Origin of the sequence: Methanobacterium aggregans (assembly GCF_017874455.1) — an archaeon.
In the GTDB taxonomy this organism is placed as follows: Archaea; Methanobacteriota; Methanobacteria; order Methanobacteriales; family Methanobacteriaceae; genus Methanobacterium_C; species Methanobacterium_C aggregans.
Genome location: NZ_JAGGLN010000005.1, coordinates 161,415 through 187,330 on the forward strand (window position 1 = coordinate 161,415; position 25,916 = coordinate 187,330).

At 38.4% G+C, this 25,916-nt stretch carries 24 protein-coding genes; 12 read left to right on the plus strand and 12 right to left on the minus strand.

What is annotated here, in order from left to right:
* The first annotated feature begins 78 nt into the window (after window positions 1–78).
* On the plus strand, window positions 79–585 hold the full coding sequence (locus J2756_RS09165) for a hypothetical protein (RefSeq protein WP_394357548.1): 507 nt from the start codon (window positions 79–81) through the stop codon (window positions 583–585).
* Window positions 586–996: 411 nt separating this feature from the next.
* On the opposite strand, the gene J2756_RS09170 is transcribed toward J2756_RS09165, so the two are convergent.
* The 3 genes from J2756_RS09170 to J2756_RS09180 all read right to left on the minus strand — a co-directional run bounded on the left by J2756_RS09170 (window position 997) and on the right by J2756_RS09180 (window position 3,001).
* Window positions 997–1,551 carry a ZPR1 zinc finger domain-containing protein gene (locus J2756_RS09170; protein ID WP_342593130.1) on the minus strand — a complete coding sequence of 185 codons (555 nt, stop codon included), beginning with the start codon at window positions 1,549–1,551 and terminating at the stop codon, window positions 997–999.
* 89 nt (window positions 1,552–1,640) lie between these two features.
* Window positions 1,641–2,612: a 3H domain-containing protein gene (locus J2756_RS09175; protein WP_209584901.1), complete on the minus strand. Its 972-nt coding sequence runs from the start codon at window positions 2,610–2,612 to the stop codon at window positions 1,641–1,643.
* A 41-nt stretch (window positions 2,613–2,653) separates the two neighbouring features.
* Entirely contained in the window at window positions 2,654–3,001 is a 348-nt protein-coding gene (locus tag J2756_RS09180) for a roadblock/LC7 domain-containing protein (protein WP_209585016.1), read from the minus strand.
* Between the two features lie 142 nt (window positions 3,002–3,143).
* On the opposite strand from J2756_RS09180, the gene J2756_RS09185 reads away from it, so the two are divergent.
* The 6 genes from J2756_RS09185 (at window position 3,144) to J2756_RS09210 (ending at window position 8,833) form a co-directional block, all read left to right on the plus strand.
* A complete protein-coding gene (locus J2756_RS09185) occupies window positions 3,144–4,211 on the plus strand; it encodes a DUF1611 domain-containing protein (protein ID WP_209584903.1) in 1,068 nt (355 codons plus the stop codon).
* Window positions 4,208–4,558: a cell division protein SepF gene (locus J2756_RS09190; protein ID WP_209584904.1), complete on the plus strand. Its 351-nt coding sequence runs from the start codon at window positions 4,208–4,210 to the stop codon at window positions 4,556–4,558. Before J2756_RS09185 ends, J2756_RS09190 begins: the two co-directional genes overlap by 4 nt.
* Window positions 4,559–4,874: 316 nt before the next feature.
* Window positions 4,875–6,008 carry a DUF2226 domain-containing protein gene (locus J2756_RS09195; protein WP_209584906.1) on the plus strand — a complete coding sequence of 378 codons (1,134 nt, stop codon included), beginning with the start codon at window positions 4,875–4,877 and terminating at the stop codon, window positions 6,006–6,008.
* Between the two features lie 10 nt (window positions 6,009–6,018).
* Window positions 6,019–6,798 (plus strand): cell division ATPase MinD, encoded by a 780-nt coding sequence (gene minD / locus J2756_RS09200; RefSeq protein WP_209584908.1) that lies wholly within the window; start codon window positions 6,019–6,021, stop codon window positions 6,796–6,798.
* 79 nt (window positions 6,799–6,877) lie between these two features.
* On the plus strand, window positions 6,878–7,657 hold the full coding sequence (gene minD, locus J2756_RS09205; protein ID WP_209584910.1) for a cell division ATPase MinD: 780 nt from the start codon (window positions 6,878–6,880) through the stop codon (window positions 7,655–7,657).
* 324 nt (window positions 7,658–7,981) lie between these two features.
* Complete coding sequence (locus J2756_RS09210) at window positions 7,982–8,833, plus strand: carbohydrate kinase family protein (RefSeq protein WP_245316015.1); 852 nt, start codon at window positions 7,982–7,984, stop codon at window positions 8,831–8,833.
* Window positions 8,834–8,862: 29 nt separating this feature from the next.
* Here the strand turns inward: J2756_RS09210 and J2756_RS09215 are convergent, their stop codons facing one another.
* A complete protein-coding gene (locus J2756_RS09215; protein ID WP_209584912.1) occupies window positions 8,863–9,618 on the minus strand; it encodes a TatD family hydrolase in 756 nt (251 codons plus the stop codon).
* A 358-nt stretch (window positions 9,619–9,976) separates the two neighbouring features.
* Between J2756_RS09215 and J2756_RS09220 the strand changes: the two genes are divergently transcribed.
* Window positions 9,977–10,813 carry a helix-turn-helix transcriptional regulator gene (locus J2756_RS09220; protein ID WP_209584913.1) on the plus strand — a complete coding sequence of 279 codons (837 nt, stop codon included), beginning with the start codon at window positions 9,977–9,979 and terminating at the stop codon, window positions 10,811–10,813.
* 135 nt (window positions 10,814–10,948) lie between these two features.
* Complete coding sequence (locus J2756_RS09225; protein WP_209584914.1) at window positions 10,949–11,101, plus strand: hypothetical protein; 153 nt, start codon at window positions 10,949–10,951, stop codon at window positions 11,099–11,101.
* Window positions 11,102–11,252: 151 nt separating this feature from the next.
* Here the strand turns inward: J2756_RS09225 and glyS are convergent, their stop codons facing one another.
* The 6 genes from glyS to J2756_RS09255 form a co-directional block, all read right to left on the minus strand.
* Complete coding sequence (gene glyS, locus J2756_RS09230) at window positions 11,253–12,974, minus strand: glycine--tRNA ligase (protein ID WP_209584915.1); 1,722 nt, start codon at window positions 12,972–12,974, stop codon at window positions 11,253–11,255.
* 151 nt (window positions 12,975–13,125) lie between these two features.
* Window positions 13,126–13,725, minus strand: a complete 600-nt coding sequence (dcd, locus tag J2756_RS09235; RefSeq protein ID WP_209584916.1) for a dCTP deaminase — start codon at window positions 13,723–13,725, stop codon at window positions 13,126–13,128.
* Between the two features lies 1 nt (window position 13,726).
* Entirely contained in the window at window positions 13,727–14,872 is a 1,146-nt protein-coding gene (locus J2756_RS09240) for a DUF1512 domain-containing protein (RefSeq protein WP_209584917.1), read from the minus strand.
* A 148-nt stretch (window positions 14,873–15,020) separates the two neighbouring features.
* Window positions 15,021–15,722 (minus strand): RNA methyltransferase, encoded by a 702-nt coding sequence (locus J2756_RS09245; RefSeq protein ID WP_209584918.1) that lies wholly within the window; start codon window positions 15,720–15,722, stop codon window positions 15,021–15,023.
* Between the two features lie 69 nt (window positions 15,723–15,791).
* On the minus strand, window positions 15,792–17,312 hold the full coding sequence (tfrB, locus tag J2756_RS09250) for a fumarate reductase (CoM/CoB) subunit TfrB (RefSeq protein ID WP_209584919.1): 1,521 nt from the start codon (window positions 17,310–17,312) through the stop codon (window positions 15,792–15,794).
* 297 nt (window positions 17,313–17,609) lie between these two features.
* On the minus strand, window positions 17,610–18,194 hold the full coding sequence (locus tag J2756_RS09255; RefSeq protein ID WP_209584920.1) for a M48 family metallopeptidase: 585 nt from the start codon (window positions 18,192–18,194) through the stop codon (window positions 17,610–17,612).
* Between the two features lie 190 nt (window positions 18,195–18,384).
* On the opposite strand from J2756_RS09255, the gene iorA reads away from it, so the two are divergent.
* A complete protein-coding gene (iorA, locus tag J2756_RS09260) occupies window positions 18,385–20,241 on the plus strand; it encodes an indolepyruvate ferredoxin oxidoreductase subunit alpha (protein WP_209584922.1) in 1,857 nt (618 codons plus the stop codon).
* A gap of 193 nt (window positions 20,242–20,434) precedes the next feature.
* On the plus strand, window positions 20,435–21,028 hold the full coding sequence (locus tag J2756_RS09265; RefSeq protein WP_209584924.1) for an indolepyruvate oxidoreductase subunit beta: 594 nt from the start codon (window positions 20,435–20,437) through the stop codon (window positions 21,026–21,028).
* A gap of 87 nt (window positions 21,029–21,115) precedes the next feature.
* On the opposite strand, the gene J2756_RS09270 is transcribed toward J2756_RS09265, so the two are convergent.
* Both J2756_RS09270 and J2756_RS09275 read right to left on the minus strand, forming a co-directional pair.
* Window positions 21,116–21,547, minus strand: coding sequence for an acetolactate synthase (locus J2756_RS09270; protein ID WP_209584925.1), 432 nt, complete (start codon window positions 21,545–21,547; stop codon window positions 21,116–21,118).
* 106 nt (window positions 21,548–21,653) lie between these two features.
* Window positions 21,654–22,958: a phenylacetate--CoA ligase family protein gene (locus tag J2756_RS09275; protein WP_209584927.1), complete on the minus strand. Its 1,305-nt coding sequence runs from the start codon at window positions 22,956–22,958 to the stop codon at window positions 21,654–21,656.
* Between the two features lie 1,105 nt (window positions 22,959–24,063).
* Between J2756_RS09275 and J2756_RS09280 the strand changes: the two genes are divergently transcribed.
* Window positions 24,064–25,656, plus strand: coding sequence for a sodium:solute symporter family protein (locus tag J2756_RS09280; protein WP_209584929.1), 1,593 nt, complete (start codon window positions 24,064–24,066; stop codon window positions 25,654–25,656).
* Window positions 25,657–25,916: the final 260 nt, after the last annotated feature.

Sequence of the window (25,916 nt, forward strand, 5' to 3'; positions counted from 1 at the left end):
AGGGATTTAATGATTGAAGAATTTAACGAAGAAGAAAAATTTAATGAAGATATTGAAGAAGATTTAAATGAAGAAGAAGTGAAAAATTCCGGAGAATCAGAAGAATCCCAAGAATCATCTATAAAAGGAGAACCAGCTGAAGAAGAAACTTCTGAAGGAGAACCAGCTGAAGGAGATGAAGGAGAACCAGCTGAAGGGGAGGAAGAAGAAGCTTCTGAAGAAGATGAAGATTCTGAAGGCCTTCCATTTGCAAAGGCAGAAGTTGTCAGGTTGATGAAGCAGAACCTAGACAGCGATAAAATGATACGGGAACGAGTTAAAGTTGAGATGAACAGGTTCCTTGGAGATGTCCTTGAAAATGTGTGCGAACAGCTCAACGAGTACCCATACACAACCATAGAGTATGAAATGCTTAAAGAATCCATATATCCCTACAAGAACATAAAAAGGATAAACGAAGAGAAATTAAGGTTACTCAAACATATGGATGCAATAAAAGCAGATTGTGATGCTTTAAGCATGGATATTCAAAGGACACTTAAATTAAAAGATGTTGATGAAGATAAAGATGAATTTTTCCAGTAAGTCTTTAAACATGATTGCTAAATGAAAGTTCATTAAACAATCCCTTTACATATTTTTTAGATTTTGCTAACCTTTTCAATGAATTATTTTTAATTTTTTATATACTAATTTTTTCAGTACAGTTTTAACAAGTACAGTTTTAACAGATTTCTTTCAAGCTGAAATAACCTTAAAATAGAACTCACTTAAAATAAATTTAAAATTGATATCTTAAATTGATATCAATGAATCAATCGTTGGAATAAAATTTTAAGAAAAATATAAGACCCTAAAAATTTTATTAATTGTATCAGGATGACTAAGCCTTAAAAAATTTTCAACCAGAAAACAATGATTATGAAGTTAACAGAATTAAAATTATAGAATTAAAAATAATTAATAGAATTAAAATGGGTTAACTTATGCACAGGATCATTTCTCAATGGTTGCAAATCCAGTCCTAAGATTCTTTATTTCATTTTCACTTAGTTTCCTGTGCTCAGCTTCTTTATGGTCTATCATGCTGTGGCCAAATGGGTCTTCAAGGATAATTGTGGCTGATTTTTCACCAGATTTAACCTTCACAATATCTTCAAGTATCCTCAGAGCATTTTCCCTGATTGTTTCTTCTTCACTCATTTTTAATGCCCTTACAACAGCTTCTTCAAATCTGTTAAGCACTCCTTCAACATTTGAAACATAACCTTGGGATTTAGGGCCTGGCTCAACTTTAAGCCCAAGTTCTGGAATGGTCACAGTTGCAGAGGGTGATTTAACGATCCTTGCATTCATCATCTCTTTATGAACCTTTAGAGTGTATCTTACAGGTTCCTTCTGGTCCAGACAAATGGTGTCAGAGTGTTTATATCCACACTGGCTGCACTGAACTGTTGATTCCAGTATCTCTCCAAAATAGGGTATTTCTTCAGTTTTACTTGTGACTTTAAGGGTTCCTTTGGATCTACAAACTGGGCAGTCTGCCATCATATTGCTCAAATTTAATTCTCTCCTGAATAATTTACTAAAATAACTCACTAAAAGTTTAGATAAAAATAATGTTTGTTATTAGCGACTGGTTAACCTGCCTGATTTTTTTCATCTTTTTGGAAAATGAATCCAACTGCTTCCAGTTCTTTTATCATCTTTTTGAGGCTATCCTCGTTTGGTGCACAGATCTTATGGCTGTGAACATTGTCTGAAAGGTTGTAAAGACCCTCTAAATCCTTTTTTCGTTTTGGATTTTGTTTCAGGAGGGTAATGAAACGTTTAGCTTCCACGGGATCGTAAACGTTAACCTTTCGAGTTAGGGGTTCTCCAAATCCTGGTAAGAAGTAGGATACATCAACTATCCTACCGCCGTATTTTTCCAGTATAATATCAGTTTCCTCTTCAAGCTGGTCAACTGAGTGTTTAAAGAGCATGATCTTACATATCTCCCTTATCAGGGTCAGCATCCTTTTAAGTGTACTATCAATTTTTTCATTGTTTATAACAGGTATTCCATTATCAAGAGCTCTTTCAACAAGATAATCATTTATCACGCGATTTTCTTTGAAGTATTCGAGGTGTTTACCGCCACGCTTTATTTTCATGGCCCTTTTAACGAATCGTTCCTTGTGGATCTCTTCGTTAGCAGTCAACACAAAAAAATGAATGGATGCATCCTCTTTGAATTTATCAATATCAATGAGGCCTGGAACAAGGTGCACTCCCTCAATAACAATGTCATCATAATCGTCCACAGCTCTTTTGATGACCTTCTCAATTGCAGGTATAACGAATGAAGCATGTTCTTCAAAACCTGCCCCTATCAAACCATCGGTATTTCCATCGTACCTTTTCCTATCTTTTAAAGTTACATATGCATCGAAGGAGGATTTATGGAGTGCAGGCGCATATTCAGGGCCGATTACTCCCCTTACTATCTCCCTTATGAAGTCAGTTTCAATCAGATGTTTTATGCCTAACTCTTTGGCTAATTCTGATGCTATGGTTGATTTTCCAATTCCTGAAGCACTTCCTATAAGAATAACGTAAGGTTTTCTCAATTTTATCCTCCCCATTGTTAAAGATGGGAAATGTCCTCAACTTATGTTAAAAATTCAATGACACGTTCAGCACTTCTTCTCATCTCAATCCTGATGAGACCTAAATTGATATCTACGTCGGTTATCACAACTAAGATCCCTTCACCTGCGTCGATCATCAAGGTTTTACCCTTTTCACCTTCAATCATAACTTGTTGCAGAGGATCATGCTTCATTTCTTCAGCAGACCTTTCAGCTGTACCAAAAACTGCTGAAGCCATTGCTGCTACAAGTTCGGAGTCTATATCTGATGCTACTTCGCTTTCTATAATTAATCCATCTTTTCCAACGACTAAAGATCCATTTACCCCGTTTATTCGGCCTAGATCCTTAAGTATTCTCTCTATCATACTATGCCTCCACAATAGAATTTAGTATGCTACCCAAAGTATATATCTTGGTTTAACATTTATTAGATAAATAGGTAATGTTAAAATTTCACCTAATTCACCAAAATAAATAGGATATAATGTATAATAAGGAGTGATTTTTTTGTATTTTATAACTTCGGTAGAGGAACTACAGGAACTCAACCCATTCATAATAATAGGCTGTGGGGGTGGAGGAGAAAAATTTTCTAATTTTGAAGGTGTAAAAGCCGTGGGTTTTATTGATGACGACACCAGAAAACAGGGCAAAGAATTCTGCAATCTCACTGTATCAGGAAATCTCAGTGAAGTCATCCAGAAAACCGATGCTAAAAGTGTTGCAATAATGCTCCCAATTGGTGCTGAGGGAACAGCACTCAAATACGCAGTTGAAGCCATTGACAACGGTAAAAACGTTGTTGCATCCTTCAGATCACTACCGATTTCACAGAACGAGTCCCTCATAAAATTTGCAGAATCAAAGGGAGTGGCTCTCAAGGAAATAAGTCCTCGTTTGGATGTTATAAAGAAAATATTTGGTGTTGCACCTCCAAAATGTACAGAAACCCTTCCTAAAATAACCTACAAACACAAGGCACCTGTTGTTTTTGTTGGTGGAACTTCACAGGAATGTGGTAAAAGAACCACCACACGTATGCTGGGTAAAGCAGCTGAAGAAATGGGTTTGAATGCTGTGGTAATTTCAACTGATGAAATGGGTCTTGAAAAACCTGCAGATGTGAACTTCCGTGCAGGAAGCCTTTCAGTGATGGACGTTGCATCAGCTGTTATGGGAACCATAAAGTACATGGAAGAAAATAAAGATCCAGATATAATATTTGTTGAAGGTCAGTCAAGTTTAACAGAAAGGGGAAACCCTCATCCAAAGGGTCTTTCAGCTGCAATACTCTTTGGAGCAATGCCCGATGCAACAATTGTCTGTCACAGGCCAAACCATCCCTACAGGGAACCAACTGGAATAGAGTATGAAGTAAAGGCAATAGAAGCTGTTGAACCAACAAAGGTTGTTGGAATCTCATTGAACCTGAGAAACGTGGAAGAACCATGTGATCTGTCTGAATATGAGAAGGAATACGGACTGCCTGCTGTTGATATAGCCAATGGACTCAATGGCGGCGCATCAAGATTACTGAAAGTAATTATTGATCATATAGGGGAATTTAAGAAATGAAGGACATGCTGGATATTATAAAGAAAAATATTGGTTTAGAAGAAGACGAAGAAAGGGAAGAACAGGAAACCATAATAGTTCCAGAACATTCGTTCTATGAAATAATTCTTATGAAGGCCAAAAACCTTGATGAGTTTGACTTCGCCCTCAATCAGATTGTAGAAGAGAAAAATCCAATAATCATGGACATGAGTCTCCTTGAAAGGGAAAGTCTTGAAGATTTCAAAATTGCAGGGGAAAAACTAAAGGCATTTCGTATTAACACCGGTGGGGAAGCCATATTACTGAGTAAAAATGGTAATATAATAATAATCACTCCTCCTGAGATCAAATTAATAAGGAAATGATCAGGGTAGGTTAATGGTTCTAGAAAGTCTCATTAACCTAATACTGTGACTATGTTAATCACTGTAACCACAAATCAACAGAAACAAGATTAATATGTCATAGATCTTGTCACAACGGAACAGTCAATTAAAAATTTAGGAACATCAAAACCCAGAATTCCTATCAATTTTTTTGTAAATGCCATAACTTTTTATACATGTTTTATAGGATTAATTTAATAGGGTTCAAATATATGCTAAAAGATAGAAATTAAATTCAATATTTTTATAATTAACATGTTTTTAAATGGGTTACATTTATATAGAGGGATGAAAAATGGAGCTGCCAATAACTAAACCTTCCAGGGTCTCTTATGCAGATCAAATTGATTTTAACCAACTCGTTGGAGAATTATCTAAAAACAAGCACAATGGATTTATAAGGGTGACTTCCGGTTCTGAAGATGGTTACCTGCTTTTTAAGGAAGGAGAACAAATTGCAGCATCGTATGATACATATTCAAAGTTAGATGCCCTTGAAAGAATAAAAAGTGTAACTGAAAATGATAAAACCTTGGTAGAAGTTTTTGATATTAAAAGATCCCAGATAGATTTTCTTCTGGACTTGAACAAACATTATATAATCAATTTAAAATCTGAAACAGATAATCTTCTCTCTGAACTCAAAAATTCCAGGGCTTATGAAGAACCTGAAGAAGTGAAAGAGGTTCATGAAGTAGAAAGATCTGAATCAAATGAAACCAAAACAGAACCTGTTAAAATGATTGAAGAACCTGAAATTGAGGTTTCAAATAAAGTTGAATCAAATTTAAAAGAGGAATCTGTGACGAAAACAGAGTTAAATGAATTTAATGTTCCAGAGGAGGCTTCAAATCCATCAGTTGCTACTGGAGAACCAGAACCATCAAATCCCGTAAATATTTCGAAGGATGATCTGGTTGACATGAAAACAACAGAAGAGGGAATTGAGGAGTTAGAAACTGCAACTGAGATATCAAAAACTACCCCCCAAACTGAAGAAATGCCTGAACCCGAAGTTCCCCTTGACAGATCGGATCTTCTTAAGAAGTACGGTATCAGAGACGTCAATGAAGAAGACGTTGAAAATCTTTTAGATACCTATAAGGGAGGTTCTGTGGATGAGAGGGATGTTGAAAAGATAGAACTGACCCTTATGAATAAGATTAAAAAATCAGTACTGGGATTACCTAAAATAAGAGGTGCAGAGGTAATGGTGTTTTTGGACAACACCAATGGACTCTCTGGACATGTTAATGTGCTTATTGAATCAGAATCTCAGGGATTTTTCTCAAGGATACGGGGAGAATCTAAAGATGCCGATAACTTAAAAAGGCAAATAATCAATATATCCCAAATACAGATAAGAAAAAGCTTTAGAAAATACCCTGAAATTGTAGATGAATTTGATATAAATGTAGAGATGAATTAGGAGGTATCAGATGACACGAGTTATAACGGTTGCTTCTGGAAAGGGTGGTGTTGGAAAAACAACCATAACAGGTAATTTAGGGGTTGCACTGTCTACCTATGGTGAAGAAACTGTAGTTCTGGATGCGGATGTTGCAATGGCAAACCTTGAACTTATCCTTGGAATGGAGGGTAAATCTGTAACCCTGCATGATGTGCTTTCTGGAGATGCAGATATAGAAGATGCTATATATGAGGGTCCTGGAGGAGTGAAAGTTGTTCCTGCAGGAATATCCCTTGAGGGATTACGAAAAATTAAATTGGACAGGCTGGAGAATGCTCTGGAGACACTTGTGGAAAGTTCAGACATTCTACTTATAGATGCGCCTGCAGGACTTGAGAAGGATGCCCTTGCAGCCATAGCAGCTGCCCAGGAAATGATACTTGTCACAACACCAGAGGTTCCATCCATAAGTGATGCATTGAAAACTAAGATAATTGCAAACAAACTTGGCGTTGAAATTATAGGGGTTGTTATAAACAGGGAACAGCACGATAAAACATTCCTTACAATGGATGAAATTGAAACCATACTGGAAGTACCAGTAATTGCTGTAATACCCGATGATCCAGAGGTTAGTAGAGCAGCAGCATTTGGTGAACCAATTATTGTGAAAAACCCTAAATCACCTACGAGTAATGCCATCATGCAGCTGGGTGCAGATCTTATTGGCGAAGATTATCAGCCAATTGAGCCAGATAAAAAAGGTGTTATATCCAAACTTGTTGAAGGCCTTTTAGGCAGAAGATAATGTTAAGCAAGGATAGATTTGGTGGATATTCATTAACTGGAAAACTGATTTACAGTATCATTTGGAAAACTGGTAGAACATGTCAAGATTTATAGCATTTGCTTCAGGTAAGGGTGGTGTTGGAAGAACCGCCCTAACATTTAATCTGGGCGTTTCAATGTCCCTTTTTGGAGAAGAAGTGGTTATGCTTGACACGGATCTTGTAATGGCAAACATGGATGTTATAACAGGGCTCTTAAACCCTGAAGTCACATTACATGACGTTTTAATCCGTGAAAAATCCATACAGGACTGTGTTTATGAGATTAACCAGGGAGTTCGTGTAGTTCCAACAGGAATACATTTTGAAACCCTTAAACATATAAACCCTAATTATATCTCCTGGAACAAAATAATGAATGAGGTATCGGATTATGGTGACTTTTTCCTGATGGATTTGCCTGCTGGAATCAATTCAAACATTTTTGATGGTCTTCCAGAAGAAACAGAAGTTATACTGGTTACAAATTCAACAATGGCCTCTGTTGCAGATGCTCTTAAAATAAGAATTCTCTTCAACGAACTCAACATCGAGATAGTTGGATTCGTACTGAACATGTGGTACGATGACAAATTCCTTCTATCACCAACTGAGATAGAATCCATACTGGAGGTTCCAATGATTGGACTTGTACCCTACGACCGGGAAATGGAGAGGGCAATGGCAATGGGAAGGTCAATTGTGGAATTAAACCCATCATCACCAACAAGCAATGCAGTGATGCAGCTTGCAGCAGATATGCTGGGAAAACCTTACAAGCCCATAGAACCTGATAAAGATGGTATTCTAAGAAAGCTGAAGAAGTTCGTTGGAATTTGAACTTTTTACAACTACATCCCTATTTTTTTATTCCAATTTAAGGATCCATCCTTTAACAATATTCATCTTAATGTTAGTTTTAACAGATCTCAGTTTTGCACTGTTTTATTAACTAAGAAATCTAAGCCTTCTATTTTACCCAAACATAATAAACCCATTACCCTAAGATTTGCTTGTTGTTTTTTTAGATTTAACTCATTTAAAGTAGGTTTTTTTTAATTGTTTTAAGGTTTTTAAGCTTTTCAATGTTTTTTTAAAAAAAATTTTACTTTAGAAGGTTCATATAAAATATATAATGATAAAAGGAGTTGGGAGTGGAAGTTCTTGAATGATTTTAAAAGGGACGTTGCTGCACTTGGAACATGCAACATGGATTTCATAATGAAGGTTTCACGGTTCATTGGGGCTGAGGATGAAGCAGATATTCAATTACTCTTACAGTTGCCTGGAGGTTCAGCAGCCAACTTCGCACTTGGAACGTCTAGAATGGGCTTAAAAACAGGGATCATGGCCAGGGTTGGTAACGACCACTTTGGCAGTTTAATAACGGATAATTTCCAGAAAGAAGGCGTGGATATAGATAGGCTCTTATCACTGGATGAAAAGACAGGAATGGGATTTATAGCAGTTGATCCGAATGGGGAAAGATCAATCTACACATTTATGGGTGCAAATGCACAGTTCACCCTACTTCAAGATGATGTAGATTACATAAGATCCTCAAGAATCCTTCATATTACAGGAATCTACCTTGAAGTGTTAGATGAAGCATCCAAACATGCAAATACTCTTTCATTAAACCCTGGAACATTACTTTCCCACTATGGTTGGAATGCCCTGAAAAAAGTTATAAAAAAATCAGATGTACTTTTTTTAAATAAGAAAGAGGTTGAACTGTTAACTGGAATGCATGAATCTGAAGGTGCACAATTTTTAATTGATGAAGGAGTGCCCCTGGTTGTTTTAACACGTGGAAAGGATGGTGCAGTTGCTTACACAGATGAAGGTTCCATAAAAGTTTCTACCAATGAAGTTGAATCTATTGATACAACCGGGGCTGGAGATGCCTTTGCTGCAGGTTTCATCTCTTCTTTGATTAAAAAACAGGACATTGAAGAATGCCTGAAAAAGGGTAACAACGTGGCATCACAGTGTATCCAAAGACTTGGGGGTTGATTCCATTGTTCAATTCATCAAATCTTTTTTTAGATTCCATAGAACTCTGCTGCATTTGAATGGGAAACCTTTTTAATTTCTGAATCCTCAAAACCTGCAAGTTTCATTTTGTGAACAGTTTTGGGAACGGATAGAGGATCAGATGGGGATGAGCTCATGTCGCTGTCGAGTACAAACCTGTCAACTCCGTACTCCTTGAGCATGGAAACAGCTTCATCAGGAGTGACCTTCAAAGGTTGAACAGTGAGTCCAAGGTTCCAATCATGTTCCACAGCCATATCCACTATGGAATTGTCTACATGGTCCAGCTGTACAAGGGAGGGGTTTATCATCTCTTCCAGTATTGATGATGTAACCCTTGCAACTTCGTACTTGTTTTGTCGGGGTGTGTGGACAACGACCTTCATGTTCATGTTATCAGCAAGTTGTAACTGTTTTTTAAAAACTTCTTTTTCAATATTTGATGTGGTTTCAAGGCCTATCTCTCCAACTGCCACAACATTTTCTTTTTCAAGAAAATAGGGGAGTTCATTGAGTACTGTTTCCCAATCCTTTGAAATGCTTCTTGGATGTATTCCAACTGCAGCGTACAGTTTCAAACCATTTTCAGCGGCTCTTTTAGTATCATTTTTGAGTATGCGGTTTATATGGTCCAGCACAACGTCTGAAGTGCTCATTCTGAGGGGGTCATGGGCGCAGCTCACTGCTTTTTCAACGCCTGCCACTGCCATTTTTTCAAAATCTTCGTAGGGCCTTGTATCGGCATGTACATGTGCATCTATCATAAGATCACCCTTAAAAATGAAATTAGATGTTTAATTTTTGGATATACCTCTTCTGTATCTGAACCTAAGTTTGGCCTTGAATATAAATCATGGGGTTCAAACATCCAAACCTGCGGTCATCATGGATATGTGCATTGATGTTTTTAAATCAAGACATAGATTCAGTTAAAACTTGCACATGTGCATTACACAAAAGTTTTTTTATAAAGACCTCAAAATATCTATATAAAATAGATCATGTGAAGGTATTAATTTCAATGATTTAGGATGAAATTGAAAATTATGATTTTATAACAGTGATCATATTAAATAGTTTTCACAGTATTTTATGAATCAATAGAATAAAGAAGGTTTAATTATGACTTTAAACAATGTTTTGGATATTTATGATGATGTAAAAGATGATCTAAAGTTTTTATCGATGTCAGTTGTTCGTACAAAGATCATGATGTGTTTGAATGAAGGGCCTTGTAAATTAAAGGATTTAAAGGAAGAACTTGAGTTAGATTCATCTGCAATTAAACACGTTCTAAACGATCTTGAAGATCAGAACTTTGCGTTCAAAAATGGTGATGCTTATTCCCTCTCAGAAAAGGGGATCATCATATGCACCAAGCTAGCTGAACTCATAAAAACTCTTTCTGTTGTAAAAAAAAATGAGAAATTTTGGCTCAAACATGATATAACTTCTATCCCTCATGAGTTTGTATTAAGGTTGGGGGATCTTGAGAGATCATGTCTCGTGGAATCTGAACTCACAGACATACTAAAAACCTTTGAAAATTTTAAACAGTTATTACACAAATCAAAAGTAATAAAAGGAGTATCACCCATTTTCAAACCAGAATTTATAGAAGAATTTAAAACCATCATTGAAAATGATGTCTATGTGGAACTGATACTCACAAATAAAATAATGAACAAAACAATGAGAAGTATGGATCCCGGAACCCTTATAAAGCTTGGAAAACTCTTTTTGCAGAATAAGCTTAAAATATGGAAGATAAAAGAGGAAGAAGTTAATGTTGCGTTTACAGTAACTGATACAGCATTGTCTTTAGGTCTTTTTTCTACCAATGGAGAATATGATCTATCAAGGGACCTTGTAAGTGATGATCCAGAAGCTGTTAAATGGGGAAATGATCTCTTTGAGTATTACAAGGGAAAGGCCGAACTTTTCAAGATTGGATTTTAATGTAACCCCCAAATTTTTTTTGGGTTCCTGATCATTCCAATTTATGTAGCACAATGAATCACTCAAATTAAAATTAGTTGAAGTGGGTTTGGATAAAAAGTAATAATTGAATTCGTATGTTGTGGAGGTTTCAATATGGATGTGGAAGAAATGGCTAAAAAAGCAACCATGAAGGATCTTAAGGAAATTGCCAAAAAACATGACATAAAACTTGGAAGATGCCCAACAAAACTTAAAGTCGCAAAATTAATTCCAAAGGAAGAGTTAGAAGATTTAGTAAATAAATAAATTATTTTTTTTGGGCTTAAAATTTTTTAAACACCTTTTTTTAAACACCTTTTTGTACAAAATTTTTCATTTAATAATGCACTGCTAAAACTTTTTAAGAAAAAGTGATGGGTTTTAAGTCCATCAAAACTTAATTAAATGATTAAAAAGTTTAAATATCCTTAAAACTGGTTTTTCCACTTAAAAGATCGCTTAAAATGGTGTAAACATTTTTAAGGGGTACTCTAACCTGTTCAAGGCTGTCCCTATTTCTTATGGTTACCCTCTTGTCTTCAAGGGTTTCATGGTCCACTGTAACTGCAAATGGAACACCAATCTCATCTGATCTTGCATACCTCCTTCCAATGGTACCGGAAGCATCGTACTCTGATATTATGCCCTTCACACGTAGATCATCGCTAATTTTATATGCAATTTCAAGGAGTTCATCCTTGTTCACGAGGGGGAAGACACTGACACTTACAGGTGCAACATCCTCTGGAAGCTTCAGATAAGTTCTTTCTTCATCCTCTGTGAATGAGTGCAGAAGTACTGAGTAAAGTATCCTGTCTATACCGAATGATGGTTCAATAACGTGTGGAAATATCTTTTCACCCCTTATGGTTTCATCCTTCTCCTCAAAACTCACAAGATCCGCGGGTAGATCATATTCCTTACCCTCAACCTCCACCTTGAAAACTCCCTCAGCTTCAAAGGCCTCTTTGATAATGGATGCATCAGTTTCGTCCAGAACTGCCTTGATCTTGGGGGAATCGCCCTTGAAGAGTGGTCCGAACTTTTTCATATCAGGTTTTGCAACAACCTTCTTCATGGTTTTAGGTTCGTCATATTCAATAAAAACTCTCATATCCTCGTTACTGTACTTGCTGTGGGATCTAAGGTCAAAATCGGTTCTGTCAGCTATTCCTATTATTTCAACCCAGCCGAAGCGGTCTGTTTGAATCTCAACATCCCAGCAGTCAATTGCGTAGTGGGCCATCTCAGTTGGAAGGTGCTGCCTGAACCGCATAACCTCATCTGGAATTCCAAGTTCAGACAGGAACCTTTCAGCAAGACATAACTGGTAGGCATGCATCTGGCTGGACACAAGACCAGTTTCAACAGCGTCACCTGCAGTTACCTTAACAGGGTCTTCTCCTGCCATCTGATTCTCTGCGGAGTAGAGTGTGAGTTCCTGGTCTGCAACTTCACTGAATCTGGGGTGACCTTTGTTGGAGGGATCAACGAATATTTCCGCTTCTGCCTGTGTGAACTCTCTGAGCCTTATAACTCCTTGACGTGGTGATATTTCGTTCCTGTAGGCTTTACCCACCTGAACAACGCCGAAGGGTAGTTTTCCCCTGAAAAAGCGTAGAAGTCTTTTGAAGGGTATGAATATTCCCTGCGCAGTTTCAGGTCTCATGTAGCCTGTTTTTTTACCCTTAGCCCCGATAAGGGTCTGGAACATGAGGTTGTAACTCCAAACATGGCTCAGGTGGCCTCCACATTTTGGGCATGGAATTTTGTTTTCTGAGATTATTTCAGTGAGCTTCTGGTTTTCAAGGCCCTCAACATCCCTTTCTATTGCATCTTCTATGACGTGATCTGCCCGGTAAACCTCCATACAATCCTTACACTCAGTCATGGGGTCTGTGAAGTGGTCCACGTGTCCTGATGCTTTTAGTGCTTCTTCTGGCATTATGGTTGGGGATTCTATTTCATAAAATCCTTCTCTCACCACGTAGTAGCTTCTCCATTTGTTTATGATGTTGTTTTTAAGTATGGCGCCCAGTGGGCCGTAATCAAAGAAACCTGCAACTCCTGAGTATATTTCAAATGAGGACCATATAAATCCCCTTTTCTTGGCGATATTCATAACATCGTTATCAGTCATATCAAATCCTCTCAAATCTCATTTAATTATGTTTGATTTTTAAAATTTTATTTTAAATTAGAATATTTTGAAATTTAATTCATAAGAATTGTTAATTTTAATATTTTAAATAATTAAAAATTTTTTAAACTTTAAACACTGAAATAATCCTTTAAAACTTGGATCCATTTACGATCTCGTAGTCGTGTTTGATCTTACTTGTTTCTGGACGTTTTTGACCCATGTACTTGCTGTCACGGTCCGGATGTCCGTATGGTTTCTCTGAAGGTGATGTCATTGTTTCAAACACTATCTGACAAACCCTCTGACCTGTGTAAAGGGCAACTGGCATTTTGCCTATGTTGGATATTTCAAGGGTTATTCTCCCGTGAAAACCTGGATCTATGTATCCTGCTGTAACATGCATGGTTATACCCAGTCTTCCCATTGACGAACGTCCCTCAACCCTTGCAACAAGGTTATCTGGAAGTTTAACAGTTTCATAGGTTGTTGCAAGTGCAAATTCTCCAGGGTGGATTATGAAAGGCTCACCATCATCTATGTAAAATGATTCCATGTATGAATCAATGTCTGTTTTGTCCATTGGGTCTATACATGGTTTCCTTATTATTCTAAACCCTTTAAACTCATTTCCAATCCTTAAATCAACTGATGATGGTTGTATCTGCCTTTCTGGATTTTCTAAGGGTTCTATAAGTATTTTGCCTGTTTCCAGGCACTTTTTTATGTCTCTGTCACTTAAAATGGCCATTTCATGTCCTCTTTTTTATTGTTTTTTTATCTTCTTTGATGTTTATCTGTGATAGTTCTTCAACCTTAACTGGTATTCCGCAGCTGTTACCAACACCCACAACCAGCACTTTGGAACCTTCAGAAGATTGTAAAATTGCATTTTCAACCACTGAAACAGCTTTTTGGGATGATTCAAAAATTTCATTGGTCATTTGGGATATTGCCTCTTCAGGACTCATCTTAACGATAACAGCATCAACATGAAGGTCCGATTTAACAAGCTCTTCCTCGATGAGCCATTTATCAACACCAGGGCCACCGATAACAACACCTATGCCCTCTGCAACTGTCCCTGTTTTTTCTCCTTCAAGTTTGACTGCAGCATCAACCGTTATAATGCGTTTAATATTTTTTTCATTGATAATTGAGGTTACAACTTTCCCAACTTTCCCCACCCTCGCACCTGGACCTTGTGCACGTGCTATGATGAGTTCACGTCCCTTGAAGTCCTTCTCTGCAACCACCATTTCCCCTATTTCATGAATATCCTCATCTTCAACATCTTCCAGGAGTTTACCTGCAACAAGGGGTCCAATCCCATCTCCAACGGGTTTGCCCTCAGAAAATGCATGCATTCCATCGAACTGAGCTTTGACAGTTCTCATTATCATTGGAAGGCTCATCTGGAGCATCAAAAGTATCTGGATGTTTCCAGTTTTCTTTGCAAGTTCCAGGTTATGGCGGACCATTTTTGCAACTCCATTTATACCAAGGGTTGCCTTAATTGTCATTATTATGTTTGAACTCCACTCTTCATCGGCTTCCGGTGCTAGGGTACTGGACATATGTTTGAACCTGTCCTCACTGAGATCGAGTATCTTTTCGAACTTTCGAACAATTCCGTTTGGGTCAAGCTCCACAGGTGTGATAACAAAGAACTCAAGAAAATTATCCAGAGCTGCCTCTGGATCTTCTTCTGGATTTCCCTTTTCATTGCAGAGCTTGATGAGAACTTTTTTTGATTCTTCAACCATTCCCTCAACTTCCACTGTGAAGTTGGAGATCTTGGACATTGCACGCATCCTCAAAAATGAGGGCAGCATGAGTATCAGGAGGAGGAAGACTATAAATCCAATGATGTATATGGGATTGATACCGAAGAACATTCTCAGGCCACCTTAACGTGTTTAATCATTAACCTATCTTTTTTATCAGTAACTCAATCGAATATTTTTTAAAAACTATTTTGCTTAAATTAAGTTATCTTACTCCTTTTAAATTTAAGTTATCTTAATCCTTTTAAATAGATTCAGTTTATTTCTCTACCAATCTTCCATTTATTCTTCGAAGAGTACCTTTCAATGTATGTGCTTCCCTTCCAGATATAAAAGCTCTGCCAATAATTCTGCGAAACACAAGGGATGCATTTTTACATTTGTGTTCTGGATATCCCAGTTTTTTAACGATCTCATCCATGGATTGTATGAGTCCTTCCTTCTCATCTTTAGATGCTTCTTCAAGTTCTTCAACAGGGTAACTTTTCTTCTTTTTGAATATCTCGTAGAACACGATTGCAGCGGCATGGGTTATGTTCATTATTGGATAGTTCTCATGGGTTGGAATTGTAACAACAACATCGCAGAGTTCTATCTCATCATTTGAAAGCCCGTTACCTTCCCTTCCAAAGAGCAGGGCCATTTTACCAGTAACGTTGAGATTTTCTGCAAATTTGTCAGGAGTTACAGCTATCCTCTGAATGTTGTAGCTCCCCCCGGCTTCCCCAGTTGTTCCCACTGTAAAATCTATTCCCTCACTTTCAAGGAATTCTGGGAGTGAATCGTAGACCCTGGCGTTTCTCACAACTTCCCTTGCATGCATGGCCTGGTAGTAGGATTCATTTTCCAGCTGGCATGGATTTATCAGTACCAGATCTGAAAGTCCGAAGTTCTTCATGGTTCGTGCAAGAAAACCTATGTTTCCTGGAGATTCAGGCTCCACAAAAACTACGTATATCATTTTGTTTATCAGCTCTTGTTATAACTGTCTTTTTTTGTTAATGATTTATTTGTGTTAATTTTCAATTTATTATAATTTGTAAGCTCTCTCTAAAAGTTTTAACAGATTTAAAACCTCTATACTTCCAAGACCCTCTGCTTCAAGCGAATCCCGTATGTTGTACTCACAGAAGGGACATATTGTAACAACTGCATCCACATCAAGGTCTTCAACCATATGGGCCTTCTTCTTACCCAGTCCCGCTGCTATTTCAGGTTTTCCAGAGCGCACTCCACCACCTGCACCGCAGCACTGGTTTGGACTTTCCATCTCCACAAATTCAACACCTTTGATTCTACTGAGTATTGATCTGGGTTCTTCACGTATACCCTGACCCCTTGCAAGGTGGCATGGGTCATGGTAGGTAACCTTCATGTCAAGGGGTTTCATATCCTCTGTGTTGAGATTATCCACCAGAACCTCGCTTATGTCCTTAACGTTGAGATTGGCACCGTAACGGGGGTAATCATTTTTAAGGGTGGAACCACAGCCTGCACAAACAGTTATGATGGTGTCGTAATCTTTAAGAGCCTCGTAGTTTTGCTTTACAGCATCCTCTATGATATCTGTCTGCCCGGTTCTTATAAGGGGTGAACCACAGCATATCTGATTTGCTGGAACTTCTGCATCAATTCCATGCTTTTTAAGGACATTGAGAAGTGCCACTCCAATTTCAGGCAGCTTGTAATCAACCATGCACCCTGTGAAAACAGCTACTCTGGGCTTTTCAGGAGATTTATCTGCACTTTTTAATACTTTTTTAGTTGAAGCAGCTTTTATGAATCCTTCAGCAAATTTTCCCTCACCTGAGGGTTCAACTGATCTTCCAGTCCTTTTTATTGACTTCCAGATTTCCCTGTGGGCTGGAAGTGGACCTATGTCCTCATTGTAGGCTATTTCCCTTAATTTTTCAATGGCCCCTCCAAAGGTGTTTATCTCCTTTGGACAAACCTCAACGCATTTAGAACAGGAGGTGCAGCAGTAGAGACCATCCTTAATTCCTTCACCTGCACGTTCACCGCAGTCACGAGGGTCCAGGGCAAATTTTGATAGGTAACGCATGAAGTAGGGTCCTGCAAACTCTTTGGTTTCCTTAACAACTGGGCATGCTGAAATACAGGAGTAACATTCGATGCAGCTTCTGATCTTCTTCGTATCTGCATATTCACCGGGATCCATGACTGCAGGACATTCCCCAATTTCACATCCACTTTCAAGGAAGAGTCCCATCTTTGCTGTTTTCTCATCGAGAGCTGTTCTGTCAACAACAAGATCCTTCAGGACTGGAAAATCCAGGGGCTCCAGTACGTCTCCATCTTCTATTTCAGATTTACATGCAAGTGCAACTTCTCCGTTTACCTTAATTGCACATGAACCACACTGCCCTGCACGACAGGAATATCTGTAGGCAAGATCTGCATTGTGCTCATCATTTATATAATTCAGAGCATCTAAAACCTTCATTTTATCCTTTTTAGGGACATCGTAGGTTTCAAAATGTGCTTTGCTGTCTTTTTCAGGATCATATCTTAGAACTTTAATTTTTATCATTTCTATCTCCGAGTTACATTTAAAAAAGATTTATGATAAGGATTCACAAATTTTTTTTGTGCTTTTCCTTGATTATATCTATTTGCATCAATCCATAACCATTACATTCTTCAATGGATTCAGGAAAATTATCTTTCATGCTAGATTAACATGTGACAGTAAATTATTGGTGTTATATATTATATAAAATTTTTAAAAAGAACCCTTAAAACTGGGCTAAAAAAACTAATTGAAGTGACCCCTTGAAATTGATTCAGAAAAATTAAGACAGAAATTGGAAGCAAAATATTAGGGTATCTAATTTTTGGCAACGTCTATGAATCTTTCACGTATCAATATCCAGTATATGGAAAGTTCATCCTCAAACTCCCTGTAATCTCCAAATTTCTGGGATACAAGGTTCCAAAATCTTTTGTTATGCCCCATTTCAACGAGATGTGCTACTTCATGAAAAACAACGTATTCTATGAGTTCATATGGAAGGTGGATCATGTAACGGTTTATGTTAATGTTTCCTGTGGAACTGCAGCTACCCCAGCGCGATTTCATCTTCCTGAAACGTACAACCTCAAAATCAACCTTCAAGTAATTTGCAAATTCATGAACCAGATCATTGACAAGGTGTCTAAACTCTTCATCAGTTCTTTCAAGGTTTAAGCTGCGATTCCTGGCTTTCTGCCTGGAACTTTCAAGCCTGCACAAACGGTCATAGATCCATTTTTTATGCTTCTCAACAAGCCTGTCTGCTCCATCATAACCCTCTGGAACTATTACCTTCAAAAAACCTGTTTTAATTTCCAAACGTGGGTACTTAACCTTCCGTGGGATTACCTCATACTCAACATCCAGATCATTTATCCGGGTTTTTTTCATTCTCTCCATGCTTCATCCTTTATACTTCATTATTTTCTTCTTCATTATGAAATAGGGGGAGTAACTATAAAAAATTTTAATTGTAGATAGGTACAATCTAATAGAAATAGGACATTAAATACCATCTAATAAAAATATTAAACCATTCAATGATTTACATACATTTTAATAATTGTTCAATAAGTCAAAGGAGATTCTTATGAAGATAAAAGAAGTTTTAACCGGAGAAGAGAACGATAAACTGTTTCTCCTTGGAAACGATGCTGCCGTTCGAGGAGCATTAGAGGCAGGCGTTGCAGTTGCATCCACATACCCTGGAACACCTTCATCAGAGATAGGTGACGTGCTTTCCAAGATAGCAGATGAAGCAGGATTGTACTTTGAATTCTCAACCAACGAAAAAGTGGCACTTGAAGTTTCTGCAGCTGCTGCAGCTTCTGGATTAAGATCATTCACCTTCATGAAACACGTGGGGGTTAACGTTGCAGCAGATTCCCTTATGAGTGCAGTTTACACAGGTGTTAACGGGGGTATGGTGATACTATCTGCAGATGATCCTTCCATGTTCTCATCCCAGAACGAACAGGACAACAGACACTACTCACACCTTGCAAACATGCCCATGATGGAACCATCCAGTCCCCAGGAACTCAAAGACCTCATGAAAGATGCATATGAACTATCAGAGGAATTTCAAATACCTGTGCTCATGCGCACCACAACCAGAATATCCCACATGAGGGGGGTTGTGGAACTCGGACCAAAAACTGAATCACCAAAGAAGGGCTTCTTTAAACGTGACCCCCAACGTTTCGTACCAGTTCCAGTAACTGCAAGGGAGATGCATAGGGAGCTCGTTGAAAAAATGGAAAAAATAGGTGAACTTAGCAACAGATCACCATTGAACAGGATATTCGACAACAATGGGAAGATAGGTGTCGTAACAAGTGGAAGTGCCTTCAACTACGTCATGGATGTTGTAACTGAGGGAAAACTGCCAGTGAACGTTCTGAAAATAACCCTTTCTAATCCATTCCCTGAAAAACTGCTCTTAGAATTCATGGAAGGTCTTGAAAGTGTGCTGGTGGTTGAAGAGGTTGACCCCATTATGGAGAAAGAAGTACTTGCAGCAGTGGGAAAACATGGCCTGAAACTTCAGGTTCATGGGAAACTCGATGCCACACTCCCTATGATCTACGAGTACAGTCCAGATATAGTGTTTGAAGGATTGGGAAAGGTCACAGGCACTCTACTGACCAAAAAAATTGTGGAATCAAGGGATTTGCCCCTTCCAACCCGCCCACCAACACTCTGCCCTGGCTGTCCACACCGTGCTGCATACCATTCAGTCCGAAGAGCAGCTAAAAACCTTGAAATCGAAAACATCATCCACCCCAGTGATATTGGTTGCTACACACTGGGAATAGACTCCCCCTATGATGCAGCAGACTACCTCCTGTCAATGGGTTCCAGCATAGGAACAAGCTGTGGATTCTCAAAGGCAACAAGTCAGAGTATAGTGAGCTTCATAGGAGATTCAACATTTTTCCATGCAGGAATACCAGCCCTCATAAATGCAGTTCACAATAAAAACAGATTCGTACTGGTTATACTTGACAACAGAACTACAGCAATGACTGGAGGTCAGCCCAACCCTGGACTGCCTGTTGATGGAATGGGATACAAGGCACCTGAAGTTTCAATTGAGAACCTAGTCCAGGCAGCTGGTGTTAAATTTTTAGAAACAATAAACCCCCTGAACGTGAAAAAATCCCAGGAAACATTTGAAAAAGCACTGGAATACGATGGGGTGGCAGTTGTTGTATCAAGGTACCCCTGCATGCTCATCAAAGACAGGAAAAGACCTAAAAGCGATGCTGTGATTGATGTCAAGCAGGATAAATGTGACAAATGCTTAGTTTGCCTTGAAGAACTAGCATGCCCTGCAATTTACGCGAAAAAGGATGAATCTATTCACATAGACCCAATGCTCTGCAGAAAATGTAATGTATGTGTGCAGATATGTCCTGAAAGGGCCATAGGTGTTAAGAAGTAAATTTCAATGAACTGAACATTTTTTTAGGAAAACTCACTTTTGGAACACTAAAAATTTCCTTAAATTTTTCCTAAAATTTTCCCAATCAAATCAAGCTCAACAAAAATTAGCTTAAATAATAATAATCAATGAAAATTTTACAGTAATTGAACTTATACTAAATGATTTAAAGATTTAATAGAGGAGATCAAGGATGAAACCCTATAATATTTATATTTCAGGTGTAGGTGGTCAGGGAATAATTAAAACCTCCACTGTTATTGGAGAAGCAGCAATGAAAAGCAACATAAATGTTGTAATGAGCGAAATACACGGCATGGCTCAGAGGGGAGGGGTGGTGTCCACGGAACTGAAAATCGGTGATGCCTACAGCCCAATAATCAATGAGGGCACAGCAAATCTTTTACTGGCATTTGAGCCCCTTGAAGCATTAAGGGCCCTTCCAAAACTCAACAAAAAAACCATTGTAGTTGTTAACACATCCCCAATTTATCCGTCCAACCTAAGGCAGAGCCAGGTACCCTACCCCGATGTTGATGTCATCATGGACGAACTGAAATCCAAAACAGGAGAAGTATTTGCAATGGATGCTGAAACTATTGCAAAAAACGCAGGACACATACTATCCCTTAACATGGTCATGCTGGGAGGTGCAGCAGCAGTTGAAGGATTCCCATTAAATAAAGAGTTGATACTTGACTCAATGCGGTCTAACCTGCCTGAAAAGAGTATACCCATCAACATGAAAGCCTTTGAGGAAGGGTTTAGGATTTGTTCGGCTAAGTAAGATGTCCTCTTTCCATATCATGAATATGAATTTGATTGGCAGAGGATTGAATATTAAAAACAGCAAGGTACAATAAAATAAATAAAATCAGAGGCTGTAAACCTCTTCAGCTGTCAGAACATCTGCACCACCAGCTTTCAACACCTCAATTCCAGCGTCGATATCTTCAGGGTGCAGGATAACTATTGCCCTGTTTTTATTCTGCTCAACGAAGGCGTAGAGGTAGTCCAGGTTTATGCTGGACTTGTCCAGTATTCCAAGGATCTTGTTGAGGCCTCCAGGCTGGTCAGGTATTCCCACAGCTATCACTTCACCTATCTTTATAAGAAAACCCTTCTCTTCAAGGACTTCACGCGCCCTATCAGGTTCAGGTACTATCAACCTTAAAATTCCGAATTCTGATGTGTCTGCAATTGAAAGTGCCCTTAAATTGACCCCTGCTTTTTCAAGCACATCCAGTGCATTCCACATTCTACCCTTTCTGTTCTCAAGAAATATGGACAACTGTTTTAACTTCATTTTATCACCATCTAATGATTATTTACAGTTAATTTTTTTTTTGCTTAACGTAAATTAACGTGAATGCAATTTACAGTACATTTTGTTACAAAATATTGATATGCTATTAAATACCAACGTCTCGTTTATCAATAACCCTTACAGCTTTTCCCAGACTTCTGGGAAGGGTTCTAGGTTCCACAAGAGTTACATTAACCCTGAGGCCTATTTCACTGTGAACCAGTTCTTCGATCTTCTTCTTGATCCCAACGAGTTCCTTGACTTCATCTGAAAAGAGTTCTGGTGATGCTTCAACCTGTATCTCCAATTCATCCAGGTGTCCTGGACGTGTAACAATGATCTGGTAGTGGGGTTCCAGGCCATCGATCTTCAGGAGAGCCTTCTCTATCTGGGATGGGAATATTGAAACACCCCTTATCTTCATCATATCATCCGAACGCCCCGTGATCCTCTCAATCCTTACAAGGGTTCTTCCACACTCACATTTGCCCCTTTTAAGTCGTGTTATGTCCTTTGTACGGAAGCGCAGAAGTGGCATTCCCTCACGGGTTAAGGTTGTCAGTACCAGTTCCCCCTTCTCACCATCTGGCAAGTTTTCGTGGGTTTTGGGATCTATGATCTCGGGGTAGAAATGATCCTCAAATATGTGCAGACCATCCTTAACATGACACTCAAGGCCAATACCAGGACCCATTATCTCTGTAAGGCCGTAGATATTGTATGCGGGTACATGAAACTTTGATTCTAACTTTTCACGCATCTCCTGAGTCCATCCTTCAGCCCCAAATCCAACAACCTTAAGATCAAGGTCTTCCATGTCTATGTCTTCATCTGCAAATTCTTCTGCAAGGTACAACCCATAGGAAGGTGTTACTATGAGGACTGTTGTTCCGAAGTCCTGCATTATCTCCATCTGCCTCTTGGTCTGACCTGTTGATATGGGTATTACAGTTGCCCCGATCTTCTGTGCACCGTAGTGAACACCGAAACCTCCGGTGAAAAGACCGTAACCATGAGTGTTCTGGATAACATCATCCTCTGTAACCCCAACCATGGTCAAACCCCTTGCCATACATTCACTCCATATTTCAAGGTCTCCCTTTGTGTAACCTGACACTGTGGGTTTTCCTGTTGTTCCAGAGGATGTGTGGAGTTCCACTATTTCCCTGCGCGGAACTGCAAACATTCCAAAGGGATAAGCTTCCCTCAGATCTGTTTTAGTGGTGAATGGGATCTTTTCTATGTCCTTCAGGCTTTGGATGTCCTCTGGTTTAACTCCTGCATCATTGAACAGTTTTTTGTAGTAGGGCACATTTTCATAGGCCACTTTAACGATACTCTGTAATCTTTCAAGCTGTAGTTTTTCCCTGTCCTCCTGGGACATACATTCTTTTTCTTCGTTCCAGATCATTTTATCCCCTGAACATGCTTCCTGTAGTGAGAGCCATCATTAAATCCTTTAAAATCTTTTAAATATGCTCTTCACGATGTGAATTTTTTTTTATGAACTTCAATTCAATGCACTTAATAATTGAAGTTTAAAGAACTATCTTTTTTTTTAAATCTGATTTATAGGTTTTATATGTTTCTTTTATAGAAACATTTTGAATAAAAAAGGGTATGGAAATGAAGGTATATTTGCCTTGTGGTTTATGTGGGGAACATGCCCTTGAAAGAACTTGATTCACACCTAAAATAAATTTTATGAACTTATTTTGTGGGGATGTAAAAAATTTTTTTACAATTAAAAAAAATCAAGAACAACAATTAAACTGGGGAGTTTTGCAATGATCTTAACAGGATGATGGAAGAACAAGGAACTTAAATCCCCTAAAAATGATATTGAATTGTAGAGTATAAAATGAATAGAATTAAAACCCATAATTTCAGCTTAAATCCTTAATAAGTCACTTAAATCCTTAATAAGTCACTTAAATCCTTAATAAGTCATTTTAAGGGTATTTGTAAATGTTAAAGATAGGTGTTTGAGGGGGGATTGAGGTTAGGGACTACAATATTGGGAAGATTGGGGCTTTCCCGGTAATGTTAATTTGGTTATCCCCCTCACAAACGTTTCTTTTTATGATAAAGGAGATATAAAAGCGTTTACCAGAATCACACCCAAATCTATACCAACTCTTCCATAATTTCCACCTTTTTTTTTAAAATGAGCCATTTTTTATACAACTCACTTTTTCATGGTTTCATATGGGCTTCCAGTTCCTTGAAGTTCTCATTTAGGATCAACATAAAAAAAGACTGTACAAAAATTAATTAAAAGAGTTTTTATATGGAGATCAACATTAATAAGGATTAAACATTATAGATTTGTAGAATTTCAGTGAATCGATCCATCCTACAATAAAAACTTGGAAGTCTAAAAACTTGAATAAACATCTAATTTCTGCAAGTTTTTGACGTAAAATTATAATATTTAGATTATAACAGGTTATCAATTTGATCAAGTCTTTTTGATGGATTTACCTAAAAATAAAAAAAGATGATGAGGTTAAACTATGGACATATTGATATTTAGTGTTGTTGTTTTGATATACCTCCTCATGGTGGGATACGTTGGATACGTAGCCTGGAAACGAACCAACAGTTCTGAGGACTACATGGTTGCAGGTAGAGACACCCACCCCTACATCATGGCTTTAAGCTACGGTGCCACTTTCATAAGTACAGCGGCAATTGTAGGTTTTGGAGGTGTTGCAGGCCAGTTTGGAATGGGAATTCTGTGGCTTGTATTCTTGAACATTTTAGTAGGTATATTTATAGCATTCGTATTGTTTGGAAAACGTACAAGAAAGATGGGACAAAAAATGGGTGCATTGACGTTCCCAGAATTTTTAGCCCGAAGATTTGACAGTAAATTCATCCAGTACTTCAGCGGACTTATTATATTCGGTGCAATGCCACTCTATGCATCGGTAGTTCTCATAGGGGCCGCAAGGTTTATGCAGACAACCCTGTCAATGAACTTCAACATTGCACTCATTATACTGGCATCCATCATTGCAATTTACGTTATCTTAGGTGGTATAAAGGGTGTTATGTACACAGATGCTCTCCAGGGAACCATAATGTTCGTTGGAATGCTTATCTTACTGGGATTTATTTACTGGACCCTGGGAGGGGTTACAGCAGCCCACCAGGCTCTTACCAACATGGCTTATCTCATGCCCCAGGAGATGGTGGCAATGGGAGCAACAGGGTGGACTTCATCCCCAGTACTTGGAAGCGCCTGGTGGTGGACCCTTGTATCCAGTATAATACTAGGTGTGGGAATAGGTGCCCTTGCCCAACCCCAGCTTGCAGTGAGGTTCATGACAGTTAAGTCCAGTAAGGAGCTCAACAGGGCAGTGCTTATGGGGGGGCTTTTCATATTCGTTATGACATTCACAGCATATGTTGTAGGTTCACTTTCCAATGTTTACTTCTTCCAGCACCTTGGAAAGATTGCAGTTGATGTTGCAGGGGGAAACGTGGACTCCATAATACCCATATTCATAAAAATGGCAATGCCTGAATGGTTCGCATACCTGTTCATGCTCACACTCCTTGCAGCAGCCATGTCCACAATAAGTGCCCAGTTCCATGTTCAGGGAACAGCAATAGGTAGGGATGTTTACGAAACCCTGAAGGGTAACAAAGGCCAGAGATCTGTTCTCATAACCCGTATGGGAATTCTGGTTGCTGTTGTCATTGCAGTGATCGTGGCCTACCTCCTCCCAGGAAGTGTGGTTGCCCAGGGAACATCCATATTCTTTGGACTCTGTGCATCAGCTTTCCTGCCAATGTTCGTATGCGCACTCTTCTGGAAACGTGCAACCAAACCCGGAGCAATAGCAGGACTTCTAACAGGAACATTCATGAGCCTGTTCTGGCTGGTTTTCATGCACAAGAAGGAAGCTGCAGGTCTTGGAATATGTAAATGGCTCACAGGAAGCAGTGTACTTGTAACAACCATGCCATGGCCGGTTGTAGACCCCCTAGTTGTTGCCCTGCCACTGGCATTTATCGTGACAATCGCTGTGAGCTTACTGACCAAACCTCCTGAAAAAGAGGTTCTTGAAAGTTGTTTTGGGGAAACGAGTTCAAAATAGGATTTAAAATGGCTTTTATTTCCCTAAAACCTTTTCATATTTTTTTTTATATAGTCCCCTATTTTTTTTAGTTTATTTTACTGATGCTGACATTTCAGTTCAACGAAAATAATCATTTAATAGTTTTATTTTAAATTTTAAATAAAAGTAATTAAATTAGGCTATTACTAAAATCCACTTTATATTCTCTTTTAAATCCTTTTTAGGGCAGGTTATTGGGAATTAAATCCTTTTAAAATCATTTTTTTCAATATTTTATT

Excerpts from the sequence above, each read along its gene's own strand:
- J2756_RS09170 (WP_342593130.1), bottom strand. The coding sequence starts at position 1,551 with ATGATGGCAGACTGCCCAGTTTGTAGATCCAAAGGAACCCTTAAAGTC.
- J2756_RS09180 (WP_209585016.1), bottom strand. The coding sequence starts at position 3,001 with ATGATAGAGAGAATACTTAAGGATCTAGGCCGAATAAACGGGGTAAAT.
- J2756_RS09190 (WP_209584904.1), top strand. The coding sequence starts at position 4,208 with ATGAAGGACATGCTGGATATTATAAAGAAAAATATTGGTTTAGAAGAA.
- J2756_RS09195 (WP_209584906.1), top strand. The coding sequence starts at position 4,875 with ATGGAGCTGCCAATAACTAAACCTTCCAGGGTCTCTTATGCAGATCAA.
- minD (WP_209584908.1), top strand. The coding sequence starts at position 6,019 with ATGACACGAGTTATAACGGTTGCTTCTGGAAAGGGTGGTGTTGGAAAA.
- minD (WP_209584910.1), top strand. The coding sequence starts at position 6,878 with ATGTCAAGATTTATAGCATTTGCTTCAGGTAAGGGTGGTGTTGGAAGA.
- J2756_RS09215 (WP_209584912.1), bottom strand. The coding sequence starts at position 9,618 with ATGATAGATGCACATGTACATGCCGATACAAGGCCCTACGAAGATTTT.
- J2756_RS09220 (WP_209584913.1), top strand. The coding sequence starts at position 9,977 with ATGACTTTAAACAATGTTTTGGATATTTATGATGATGTAAAAGATGAT.
- J2756_RS09225 (WP_209584914.1), top strand. The coding sequence starts at position 10,949 with ATGGATGTGGAAGAAATGGCTAAAAAAGCAACCATGAAGGATCTTAAG.
- glyS (WP_209584915.1), bottom strand. The coding sequence starts at position 12,974 with ATGACTGATAACGATGTTATGAATATCGCCAAGAAAAGGGGATTTATA.
- dcd (WP_209584916.1), bottom strand. The coding sequence starts at position 13,725 with ATGGCCATTTTAAGTGACAGAGACATAAAAAAGTGCCTGGAAACAGGC.
- J2756_RS09240 (WP_209584917.1), bottom strand. The coding sequence starts at position 14,872 with ATGTTCTTCGGTATCAATCCCATATACATCATTGGATTTATAGTCTTC.
- J2756_RS09245 (WP_209584918.1), bottom strand. The coding sequence starts at position 15,722 with ATGATATACGTAGTTTTTGTGGAGCCTGAATCTCCAGGAAACATAGGT.
- tfrB (WP_209584919.1), bottom strand. The coding sequence starts at position 17,312 with ATGATAAAAATTAAAGTTCTAAGATATGATCCTGAAAAAGACAGCAAA.
- J2756_RS09255 (WP_209584920.1), bottom strand. The coding sequence starts at position 18,194 with ATGGAGAGAATGAAAAAAACCCGGATAAATGATCTGGATGTTGAGTAT.
- iorA (WP_209584922.1), top strand. The coding sequence starts at position 18,385 with ATGAAGATAAAAGAAGTTTTAACCGGAGAAGAGAACGATAAACTGTTT.
- J2756_RS09265 (WP_209584924.1), top strand. The coding sequence starts at position 20,435 with ATGAAACCCTATAATATTTATATTTCAGGTGTAGGTGGTCAGGGAATA.
- J2756_RS09270 (WP_209584925.1), bottom strand. The coding sequence starts at position 21,547 with ATGAAGTTAAAACAGTTGTCCATATTTCTTGAGAACAGAAAGGGTAGA.
- J2756_RS09275 (WP_209584927.1), bottom strand. The coding sequence starts at position 22,958 with ATGATCTGGAACGAAGAAAAAGAATGTATGTCCCAGGAGGACAGGGAA.
- J2756_RS09280 (WP_209584929.1), top strand. The coding sequence starts at position 24,064 with ATGGACATATTGATATTTAGTGTTGTTGTTTTGATATACCTCCTCATG.